At 42.7% G+C, this 12,248-nt stretch carries 7 protein-coding genes and 1 tRNA gene; 6 read left to right on the top strand and 2 right to left on the bottom strand.

Features of this window, described 5'->3' with window-relative positions; all coding sequences use genetic code 11:
* Positions 1-59: 59 nt before the first annotated feature.
* Positions 60-491: a hypothetical protein gene (locus tag ACP2AF_RS08940; protein ID WP_425235832.1), complete on the bottom strand. Its 432-nt coding sequence runs from the start codon at positions 489-491 to the stop codon at positions 60-62.
* Positions 492-1,110: 619 nt separating this feature from the next.
* Between ACP2AF_RS08940 and ACP2AF_RS08935 the strand changes: the two genes are divergently transcribed.
* From ACP2AF_RS08935 to ACP2AF_RS08910, 6 genes are all read left to right on the top strand, one after another.
* Complete coding sequence (locus tag ACP2AF_RS08935) at positions 1,111-7,176, top strand: gliding motility-associated C-terminal domain-containing protein (protein ID WP_425235831.1); 6,066 nt, start codon at positions 1,111-1,113, stop codon at positions 7,174-7,176.
* 28 nt (positions 7,177-7,204) lie between these two features.
* Positions 7,205-8,146: a PorP/SprF family type IX secretion system membrane protein gene (locus tag ACP2AF_RS08930; RefSeq protein ID WP_425235830.1), complete on the top strand. Its 942-nt coding sequence runs from the start codon at positions 7,205-7,207 to the stop codon at positions 8,144-8,146.
* A gap of 48 nt (positions 8,147-8,194) precedes the next feature.
* Entirely contained in the window at positions 8,195-10,099 is a 1,905-nt protein-coding gene (locus ACP2AF_RS08925) for an OmpA family protein (RefSeq protein ID WP_425235829.1), read from the top strand.
* A gap of 25 nt (positions 10,100-10,124) precedes the next feature.
* Positions 10,125-10,631 carry a hypothetical protein gene (locus tag ACP2AF_RS08920; protein ID WP_425235828.1) on the top strand — a complete coding sequence of 169 codons (507 nt, stop codon included), beginning with the start codon at positions 10,125-10,127 and terminating at the stop codon, positions 10,629-10,631.
* Positions 10,632-10,703: 72 nt separating this feature from the next.
* Positions 10,704-11,066, top strand: coding sequence for a hypothetical protein (locus ACP2AF_RS08915; protein ID WP_425235827.1), 363 nt, complete (start codon positions 10,704-10,706; stop codon positions 11,064-11,066).
* Positions 11,067-11,167: 101 nt separating this feature from the next.
* Positions 11,168-11,923: a LytR/AlgR family response regulator transcription factor gene (locus ACP2AF_RS08910; protein WP_425235826.1), complete on the top strand. Its 756-nt coding sequence runs from the start codon at positions 11,168-11,170 to the stop codon at positions 11,921-11,923.
* A gap of 97 nt (positions 11,924-12,020) precedes the next feature.
* Here ACP2AF_RS08910 and ACP2AF_RS08905 read toward each other — a convergent pair.
* Positions 12,021-12,092, bottom strand: a tRNA-Gln gene (locus ACP2AF_RS08905).
* Positions 12,093-12,248: the final 156 nt, after the last annotated feature.

The raw sequence follows: 12,248 nt of genomic DNA, 5'->3' as shown, positions 1-12,248 counted from the left end.
TCATGATACTGGAAAACTTTAGGGGTTACCGTGGGAAAGAACAATAGTCTTTCACCTATTTATGAATGTTCCCAATTCCTATTCTCCAATTCCATACTTTTTATGGCCGATCTTTTGTCTATCAGGCCAAAGACATCATATTGCCGTTCTATTAGGAAAAAGAGTGCGTCGGACCGAAAACATCGCCAGTCCTTAATATCGCCATTGGCAATGGCCCATAAATTTTCGACCAATTCATTTGCTGAAAAAAAAGTAAGTTCCTTTCCTACTTTTTCCAAACCCTTAAGGTTATACTTTAGTACATTCAAAGGTTTTAGAATAGGTTTAAAATCAAAGTATTCGTTACTATATCCTATTTCGCCAAACCATATGGTGGTGGTAGATTCTGAAAAGTGAATCCCAGTAAACATTTTGTCTTCCTCAATACGATCACCTTCTCTGTGAATAACGAACCTCAGCCTGGTACCTACATAATATTTAAGTTCGTTCATCTTTGGACAATTGTTTTATTCCTCATGCCGAATTCGGATATTACAAAGAATCCTTTTTTTATCCTTGAGAAGTAAATGATACATATGGCGACTAAAAAAATTATAATACTGCCGGCTCCAAAAGTCATTACTACTATTTGATTTTCCATAAGCATTGTATTTAAATACCAAGCTTTACTAGCATCTTGATATTCCAATTACACTCTTAGACACCTAATTCTGGATTACGTAACTCTTAAAATGTAAATAGGGATTTCCCTACCCTTAAGCCAGATGTTTCCTCAGCTACGTTTTTAGGTTGTCAATAATCCATAAGTATTTACAAAACAGTTAATTACATTTTTATAATAGCACTATGGTGCTAAAATTTTGGTTTTAATCGGACGATAAATCCCGGTGAAAAAGCCGCTTTTACCGAAAAAAAGGTACAGCTACCTATTATCAAACGAAATGAACCGCTTATTAGATGAGACCTTTTTATGGGCGTTCTCAGCGATAATTTTGAACCCGTCTTGGGTTTTGGCAAAAAATCAAGTATCGCTTGAGTTGCCATAGTAAAACATCCCAGTCCATATGCTTTAACCTACGAAAAACCAACTTCACCCTAAGTAATCCTATCATGAGAAAAACAGTACATTTTAAAACCGTACTTCTTTTAACGCTACTATGGGTTTTGGGCTCTCAAATGGCCCAGGCACAATGCGATCCCAATAATTTTACGGTAACCGTTACCGAAGGAACCTGTCCCAACGATGGAAATATTGCAGTGACACTTCCTGGTGGTTCTCCCTGTGTTGGATGGCAAGCCATCCTTACAAACCCTGGAGGTTTGGAAACAGTACTCAATATCCCCGATACGGGAGGGCCTGTTGATTTTAGCAACCTTGCTGTAGGCAGCTATATGGTAAGGTTGGTAAACGGTGCAAGTGTAATTCAGTCCCCGGACAATCCCATAGCGGTGACCAGCACCTATCAGGCCATGAACATCACAAGCATCAATACGGCACCCTCTTGCCCTGGTGGAACGGATGCCACGTTAACCATTGACATTAATAGTGGAGGCAACGGACCTTTTGAATATACGGTAACTCCCCCTGCCCCTGGAATACCACAAACTTTTGGCCCCACTCCAAATCGATCCCACACCTTTTCAGGTTTAAACGGCGGTGAAACCGTATCTTTTGAAGTCACCGATTTGGGATGTTCCGTATCACAGACACAAAATCCGGTTATTGCGGACAATACTGCGCTAGTTTCTGAATATCGCAATGCTACCTTTCAAAGGAAATGTAGTCCGGACTGTGGGGCATACGACGTAACATTTTTTACTACAGTCCATTCTACAAATGGTGTAACTACGATACAACAACCGGGCAATGCCACAATAAGCATTAATGGGGGCATTCCACAAGACCTGACATTGGAAAATGTAAATGGTAGCAGTATCTCATTTACATATCCCCCCGGACTTGATGAAAATATTCCGTATATGGTTACTTTCAATGATGGATGTAACACTTTTGGTACAACCAAAACCACGCTACCTGTAGATGATACCTTATTGACTATAGATCAAGAAATTGCCATTGCCCCCGACTGTTCACCAATTCATACAGTAGATGCCATAAGTTTAACTGCTGACGGGTTGGATGTTTACAATATGTTCTGTACAACAAACAATGTCACCATAGAACAGGAAATTCCAACGGGCTCCAATGTATGGGTTAACATACCTCTAGTAGGAGGTAGTCCCGACCCTTTGAACAATAACTTTTTCGATTATTATACGTTGCCCGGAGAAGGAAGCTATCGGATTACAGGTATAGATGATTGCCATTCCACATCCGTGGAATTCAATACACTTACGCCAACAAACCCGCTGGATGCTGTAAGGATACGATCTTCCCTCTCCATTTTGGAAGATACCGGAGCCATTGTGATAGACCGTGTTCCAGGTCAGCCCAGTAGCGGTGTTGTTCCGGAGACGACATATACCATTCGCCCCGTACCGTTTCAATCCAGTATTACCATAAACCCTACCCAACCTTTTAATCTGGGAGGTCCATACACCCTAAATTTCCCCTTGGCGTACACCACCACCATTAATCGCTCCATTATTGGTGACCTGCCCCCAGGAGAATATGAAATTACGGTAACGGACATTTGTGGCAATCTAGCCGTAAAATCCTACACCATAGTCAATACGGCCCAATATAATCCAGAAATAACCGCATTCAGTGGGTGCGCTAATTCCGGTAGGATCGAATACGATATGAACACAATACATGTTGCCAATTCCATTGGTTCAAATACTGTCAATACCACGGTAGAACTCTGGACGGATGATGGTAGCGGTAATCCAGGAACATTGTTAACAGATGATATTCCCGAGGGTGGATTAGCTGGAACTTTCAATAACCTTACCGCAGGGGATTATGTGATACGATTTTCAAACATCAATTTTCAATCGACCAATGCCAATGAGGTTTTCTCGGCCGTAACAGGCAACAACAACGACCGCGAATATTGGACGGCGGTAACCATTGCGCCTTTCCAAAGTATAGCTGCAGCGACTGCAGGGGCTTTCTGCGATTTTACCGATCCCAGTACCGGAATCATTTTTACAGAAATCACAGGTGGAACCCCCACCTATCCCATAAACTATGAGTTGTTTGCGACTTCGGATTTGTTAAATCCCGTAATGACTCATGTAGAAACAGATCCCACCATAACGAGCCATCTTTTTGAAAATGTCACTGCCGGGGATTATTTAGTCAGAATAACTACACCCTGTGATGGTGTTGATCTAAATGTAAATTTGACACTCGCTCCCATAGCAACCACAATAACGGCAGATAATAATCCCATATGTGCTCCTGGAGGCAACGTGGAACTATCCATAAACTTGCCAACCAGTATTTTTGATATTACTTGGACAGATAATCTGGGCAACACCGTAGGTCTGGGTACTCCGGTAACGGTTACCCCCAATGCCACCACCACTTATACGGCAAGCTACGCCATAAAACCGGCATTTTGCCCAACGGCACCCATAAATACCAACGATATTACCATTACGGTCCATCCGGATGTTGTTCAAGTAGGAACGGAAACCTCTAGTTGTAATCTTCTCGGAACCGAATATACCCTTGTTGTTGAAATAGCAGGAACCGGTCCTTATAATGTCACCGGTACCGGAGCCCCTGGTATTTTTGCTGGAAATACATGGACCTCTGATCCTATCCCGGCAGGAACCGATTATAGTTTAGATTTTACGGACGCCAATAGCTGTAACACCCTTAGCGTAGCAGGTACTGCACCCAATTGTTGTGTATTTGACCTAAATCTTACCACATCCAATATAGACCTCTGTTTGAATCCGGGGCCATACAGCACCACTATTGCCAATACCACCCTTGGCCTTACCTATGAGGTACGGGACCAGAATGGTATTTCCTTTATCCCTGCCCTAACAGGTATAGGAAATGGCGGAGATCTTTCAATAAACATTCCTCCCCTAAATGTTCCTCCCGGAGGCACGGATTACCCAGTATTTGTAACCAACGGAATTCCAGGGTGTAATAGTGTACTTGTTGACCCTGTCTCATTTATCGATGGTAATCCCGATACGCTATTAAACGTAACCGGAGATACTGTTTGTGAAGGTGATGCCGCTACTGTGACTATATCCAATTCGCAGGTAGGGATAAACTATCAAATTCTACAATCCGGCGCACCTCTTAGCCCAGCTGTAACAGGGGCAGGTACGGGAGGAGATTTACTACTTACCATACCCGCCGGACACCCACAACTTGCTACAGGCATTTTCAGCGTAGAGGCTTCCAGCCCTGGATGTAGTACGGTAACCATGAACCAGGCGCCCCTCATTACGGTAAATGCTTTGCCTACTCTCTCCATATCCAGTCCAGCGACATGCTCTCCAGACCTTACAACCTATTCATTAGACGTAACGGTAAGCACCGGGACGATAAGCAGCACATCCGGTAACGTAACCAACACCTCCGGAAACACTTGGTCCATTACCGGTGTTACTGCAGGGACCAATATCATCTTAACATTGACCGATGCCAACAGTTGTATTTCCACTTTAAACATCACGGCACCTGACTGTAGTTGTCCTGTGGTGAATGCACCTGTGAGCAATGGCGACCAAAGTTATTGTATCGGAAGTACCATTCCTGCTTTAACGGCGGTCGTAAACCCTGGAGAAACTATCGATTGGTACAATGCGCCTATGGGAGGCACACCATTGTTGAGTGGAAATACGACCTATACCCCCACGATTCCCGGGACCTATTATGCAGAAACCAGAGATACGGTGAATAGTTGCACCAGTACCACGCGTACGCCCATACAATTGACCGAGAACGCCCTACCTATTGTTACCTTCAACGACCCTGCCAATATATGTTTGAACGCCAGTGTATTGGACCTTACCGCATTCGCAACTCCACTTGGAGGAAACTTTAGCGGACCAGGAGTAACGGGCAACAATTTTAATCCGACCATAGCAGGAACAGGAACCCACATCCTTACCTATGTATTTACAGATGTGAATGGATGTACCAGCAGTGATACTGCACAAATAAGCGTAAATGCCCTATTGGCCCAAACAGGTACAGAAACAACCTCATGTGCCTTGGACGGCCAAAGTTATATTCTTACCGTAGCGCTAAATGGAACGGCTCCCTACAACGTAACCGGAATTGGGACACCAGGAACTTTTGCAGGCAATATCTGGACTTCGGAACCTATCCCTGCCGGAACCAATTATAGTGTAGATTTTACCGATGTAAATGGTTGTAATACAGTCACAGTGGCGGATGTGGCGCCAGTATGCTGTGTATTTGAGGTCACATGTCCTACCTTCCCTGCAACCACCGTAGAATGTTATGAAGACATCCCTACGGCCGCAACCCTCACAGAAGCGGAGTTTGAGGCTTTGGGCAATGCAGATGGAATTATTGGCAATTTTCCTTGTGGCATTATTGAAATAACAGCAGCCAATGGACCTGATACGGGCAATTGCAATGTGACCGTTACCCGTACCTATACTGTAACCGAATATGAGGATACAAACGGCAATGGTATACGTGACCTTGGAGAGAACAGTGTGCTCAATACGGCAGACTGTACCCAAAACATTACCGTACAGGATACCACTAACCCCGTTTTTGTGGAGACCTTACCTATAGATCTTACCGCGGAGTGTAATGCCGTACCTGCACCTGAGACTTTGACCGCTACGGACAACTGTGGCTCCGCTATAGTAACGTTTGTAGAGACTAGGACGGATGGGAGCTGTGTATCCGATTATAGCCTGGAAAGAACATGGACCGCGACTGACGAGTGCGGACTTACCACAACACATACGCAGACCATTACCGTACAGGATACCACTGACCCTGTATTTGTGGAGACCTTACCTATAGATCTTACCGCGGAGTGTAATGCCGTACCTGCACCTGAGACTTTGACCGCTACGGACAACTGTGGCTCCGCTATAGTAACGTTTGTAGAGACTAGGACGGATGGGAGCTGTGTATCCGATTATAGCCTGGAAAGAATATGGACCGCGACTGACGAGTGCGGACTTACCACAACACATACGCAGACCATTACCGTGCAGGATACCACTGACCCTGTATTTGTGGAGACCTTACCTATAGATCTTACCGTGGAGTGTAATGCCGTACCTACACCTGAGACTTTGACCGCTACGGACAACTGTGGCTCCGCTATAGTTACGTTTGTAGAGACTAGGACGGATGGGAGCTGTGTATCCGATTATAGCCTGGAAAGAACATGGACCGCGACTGACGAGTGCGGACTTACCACAACACATACGCAGACCATTGCCGTACAGGATACCACCGACCCTGTATTCGTCGAGACACTTCCAACTGATTTCACCATGGAATGTAATTCCGAGCTTCCCATAGCGGAGATTCTGACCGCCACGGACAATTGTGGGGCGGCAACGGTGGCCTATAGCGAAGAAATCTTAAATAGCGGATGCGCAGGCAACTACACGGTTCTGAGAACCTGGGAAGCAACGGATGCCTGTGGCAATGAAACCGTACATGAACAGATGATTACGGTAGAGGATACTTCTGCCCCCGCATTTGTGGAAGCTTTACCCCAAGATGGTTTTGCAGAGTGTGATGCCATTCCTGAAGCTGTAGTACTTACAGCGACGGACAATTGTGGTACGGCTACTGTTGACTTTACAGAAACCGAAGTACCTGGAAATTGTACTTCCGAATATTCCATAGTGCGAACATGGACGGCCACGGATGATTGTGGAAACGAAACCTCCCATACCCAAACTGTACAACTCACCTGTCCGGTTAGGATATACAATGCCGTCTCCGCCAACAATAACCTACAAAACGATATCTTCTTATTGGAGGGCATTGATTGTTTTCCCAACAATCAGGTTGAAATATTCAACCGTTGGGGGGTAAAAGTGTTTGAAACCAATGGATATGATAATCAGAACAAGGTTTTCAAGGGGTATTCCGAAGGTAGGCTTACCGTTGCCCCAAATAAAAAACTACCTACTGGAACCTATTTCTACATAGTACAATATGAATCTCCGAATAACGGTGAATCGCAGACCATTCAACGGTCCGGTTATTTATACCTAACCAGCGATAATTGATTCCATATTCTCAAAACAACCAGATACCATGAAAACAATTAATAACAACTATAAAAGAACCGTGTTCTTCATCCTGCTGGGAATAAGCCTTCCTTTCCTCAGTTGGAGCCAGCAAGATTCGGAATATACCCAATATATGTACAACACGGTTACGGTAAACCCGGCCTATGCCGGAAACAGGGGTGTGTTAAGCTTTAACAGTCTTTATCGTTCCCAGTGGACGGGCCTTAACGGGGCTCCTAATTCCCTTACCTTTTCGGTGAACAGCCCGATTGGGGAAAGGGGCGTGGGTCTTGGCCTTTCTGTTATTCACGATGAGGTGGGTCCGTCTACGGAAAGTAATATAACCGTTGATTTTTCCTATACCATTTCTTTAAACTTAAAAACCAAGTTGTCCTTTGGTTTAAAAGGAGGAATGAATCTCCTAAATGTGGACTTCGGAAAATTGGACATCAGAGATCGGAGCGAATTGGAATTTTCCCAAAACATTGAGAATCGCTTTTCACCCAATACAGGGCTGGGCGTGTACCTGCATTTTGATGATAGGTGGTATATTGGGCTGTCCTCTCCCAACATATTGTCAACGGACCATTATGATGACGCCATCTCATCCACTGCGTCGGAAAAAGCCCATTTCTACCTAATCAGCGGATATGTTTTTGAAATTAATAGCGGACTTAAATTTAAGCCGGCCATACTGACCAAAGCCGTAAAGGGCGCACCTTTGGCCTTTGACGCCTCAGCCAATTTTTTGATCAATGAAAGGTTCACGTTAGGGCTCTCCTATCGTTTGGATGCAGCCGTAAGTGCCTTGGTCGGTTTCCAAATAAACAATCGCTTTATGTTGGGTTACTCCTATGACTATGATACCACGGAGTTGGGGAACTACAATTCAGGCTCCCATGATTTCTTTTTGCGTTTTGAGTTTACCAAAAGAAGCATACACTCCATAAACCCAAGATTCTTTTAACACACTTTTTATACCTCTATTATGAATACATATCCAAAAATCCCATGCATGTGCGTCTCGTTCTTTTTTGCCTTTGTCCTTACTTGCCTTGGACAGGAAGTGAAGTTGGACCGCGCCAACAAAAAATATGAAGACCTGGCCTTTATCGATGCTTCAGAAATCTATCTGGATTTGGCCGAATCTGGATACCGATCGGAAGATCTTTTCCGGAGACTGGGTAACATCTATTACTTCAACGCCAAATATGTAGACGCTGCAAATTGGTACAAGGAATTGTTCTCATTGACCGAAAACTTGGATCCTATTTACTATTTAAGGTATTCGCAATCCCTTAAGGCCATTGGGGACGAAGGTCTGTCCATGTACTGGTTCAATACCTATATTGAAAAAAATGGTGCTCCGGACGAAACCTACGGAAATGCCATAGATTATTTAAAGATCATTGAAGAAAACTCTGGAAGGTATACCATGCAGCCAGCAAAAATAAATTCTACAGGGGTAGATTTTGGAGCATCCTTTCATGAAAAAAAGCTGGTCTTTGCCTCCACACAGGATGTTACAAAAACAGGAAAACGTCTTAGCCCTTGGGACGGACTATCCTATCTGGATTTGTTCGAGTCCCCCCTAGGCAAGGATGGGTCCCTCCAGGCACCGACAAAACTTAAGGGAGACGTAAACACAAAATATCACGAATCCAGTGCAGTCTTTACTGCTGATGGGAAAACCATGTACTTTACCCGTAATAACATAACACCTTCCAAAAACAAAAGAAAACAAGAGGTTCAACATTTAAAAATCTATAGGGCAAAATTGAAGAATGGAAAATGGACCGACGTGGAGGACCTATCCATCAATGCAGACAACTATTCCAACGCACACCCCGTGTTAAGCCCAAAAGAGGACAAAATGTACTTTGTATCAGATCGGCCCGGAGCGCTGGGCTTCACCGATGTCTACACAGTTACCATAGGCCCTAATGGTATTTTAGGCCAACCAAAAAACTTGGGGCCAAAAATCAATACAAAAGGGAGGGAATCCTTCCCCTTCCTAACACCTGATAATGAATTGTACTTCTCTTCAGATGGCCATTACGGCCTGGGCGGCTATGATATTTTTTATATAAAAATCAAAGAGGACGGCTCTTTTGGAAATCTATTGAACGTTGGGAAACCTCTTAACTCTTCCTTCGATGATCTTGCCTTTGCTATCATGGGTGACAAGGGTTATATAAGCTCCAACAGGCCAGGCGGTCTGGGCCATGACGATATCTATAGCTTTATAGAAACCGAAAAAATCAAAGATGTATTAAAGAGCAGGATTTTTGGGGTGGTCACCGACAAGGAAACCAAAGAACCTTTAAAGAATAGTTCCATTACACTATATGATGAGAGAGACCAGGTTTTTGTTGAACTGAACACTAATGAAAAGGGGTATTATGATAGTGAAGTGGATATAAACACTTCCTATATCGTTAAAGCCGAAAAGGACAAATATGAGTCCAAGGATGCCTATTCCCAAAAAGGACAAAAAGAACGGGAGCACAATTTTGAGCTTGACAAAAATGTAATTGATATTAAAGCAGGGGATGATATTGCCAAACTCTTCAATGTCATCATCTATTTTGATTTGGATAAGTCCAACATTCGCCCGGATGCCGCACTGGAACTGGAAAAAATTGTCTCAGTCATGAAGCTTCACCCCACCATTAATATTGATGTACGATCACATACAGATAGCCGTGCAGATGATATGTACAACATGGACCTGTCTGAAAGAAGAGCCAAATCCACGATAGATTATTTAATCACCAGGGGAATATCAAAGACAAGACTTACGAGCAAAGGCTATGGTGAAAGCCAATTGGTAAATCACTGTTCCAATGGTGTGCGCTGTACAAAGGCCGAACATCAGCTCAACCGTAGGAGTGAGTTCATTGTTGAATTCAAAAACTAAACCCAAAACCCAAAAAAAAGTTCCCATGCAAACACAAGCCCTCATAAGAAGCACAAAACAACACTGTTTGTTTTATCTACAAAAACTTCTTTTCCCAACAAGTGACATATTTGGACTGGAAATGACCGTACCCTATTACCACTACAGAGAGTATGACACAGAAGAAGAACATGAAGAAGAGCCCTTAGTAGATGACTACAACGGCCTCCGGGTAAAATATTTCATTAACCAATACGGTCATTTATGGGTAAGGGATTATGAAATGATTCCTGCAGGAGAGCCCTTAAAGGAAAGTCCCAAAGGACTAGATCCCACAGAGAATCATTTCTATTACACCCTTGTGGACCAAGAACGTACCCTTATTGCCCTAGGGACTCTACCGGAGTTGGACGCCTTTCCACTTTCTGAAGGTACTTTTTTTGACATTGGTATTCCGCTGAACAACACGGCCAAATGGATTAAAATCTATAGAAACAGTGACCTCCTATTGTCCCATGTTATCCCAACTTCCAATTCAAACTTAACCATCTAACAGAACTAATTTGCCCCATTTCTTTTATACCTACTTGACAATTTATACGAACCACGTCTTTTAAAAGGTACTATGTTTGAAGCAGAAGGAAATTTTATAATTTACGATAAACAGGGGCCATTAGGCAGCATCATAAAGCAATCCTTAAAAAAAACCAATATCAACGTATATCGGCATAAAAAAATTTCCAATATATCCGATGCCATTAAATCGAAATCTGAAGTCAAGTTCATTTTTATACTTTTTGTTTACAACGAAGAATACGAATTAATCGATTGCGTAAAGCTGGCCAAACTTAATGTGCCTATCGTCTTTGCCCCAATCGACAAGAACAGCTATGAGAACTTAAAGCGGGTGAAAGGAATAGATGTTATGGACGTCTCCACTAGTAAGATTGAGTATGTTTCTCAAATTATAGATTTTTTAAAACTATAAATTTGGATAATTAAAACTATATTTTTTCGTTAACTAGATAATAATTAGCCAAATAAGATGTATATTATAAAAAGTGATACATTGCTATTAAATCTTTTATAATGACGATTGTACTAATAGATGACGACATATCGGATATAGAATATTGTAAAAAGTCATTGTCCACAAACTTTGACTGTTTTGATACGCCCAAGTGTTTTACCGACCCCTTGGAAGGTCTAGAATATCTAAATGAGCATCAACCGGACTTGCTCATTGTTGATGTTGAAATGCCAAATATGACCGGTTTGGAATTAATGAAATATCTAAAATCCCCAAACACGGAAGTAATCTTTAGCACAGCACACGATAAGTTTGCCATAGAGGCCTATAGAAATTTTGCACTTGGTTTTTTACTAAAGCCTTATAGCCAGGCCGAATTTATTGCGGTTATTACCAAGGCTTTACAAAGGTTGGCCAGCGGTGAAAAAAAGAATATTAATAGCAAGCTACTCTTGGATATGCTGGCATTGGAAAACAAAAAAATTGCCATACCGACCTTGGGATGCACTTATTTTGCGAATATCTCGGATGTCATACGGCTAGAAAGTGTGGAGGGCTATGCAAAAATATATCTTCAGGATGGAAATATTCACCTGAGTTCCTATGGCATCAAATTTTTTGAAAACTCTTTGACATCCCCCTTATTTTTCAGGGCCCATAAATCCCATTTGGTAAACATTCAGAAAATAAAGAAGTTCTTCCCGGACGGTACATTGATTCTTGAAACAGGAGAGCGTATTCCCGTAGCAAGAAGGAGAAGAACAAGTTTGCTGGAACTTTTTAATAGCCAAGGTTTGGGATCAAATGTGGCTTAAGTCTCAAAAATGCCCAGCATGTAATTTCACACAATATACTCAGTCCCTAATTTTTGTTATAAAAAAATCCCGGTAAAAACCGGGATCTTCAATTCTGTTGGCCCACTAGGACTCGAACCTAGAACGACTGGACCAAAACCAGCTGTGTTGCCAATTACACCATGGGCCATTACCAACTACTCAGCCAAAACAACTTGGCAATAAGAGCGTGCAAATTTAAGACAAAGTTTGGTTTGCACAAACATTTTTGTGGACAATCCACCAAATTTGGACCGGTCCAAACTGTTAATCCTTTATAAAAAATATACCCTCATCTAGGTTAGAT

The sequence above is a fragment of the Ulvibacterium sp. genome (assembly GCF_965248315.1).
In the GTDB taxonomy this organism is placed as follows: domain Bacteria; phylum Bacteroidota; class Bacteroidia; order Flavobacteriales; family Flavobacteriaceae; genus Ulvibacterium.
This window is presented reverse-complemented; position numbering and strand designations above follow the sequence as displayed.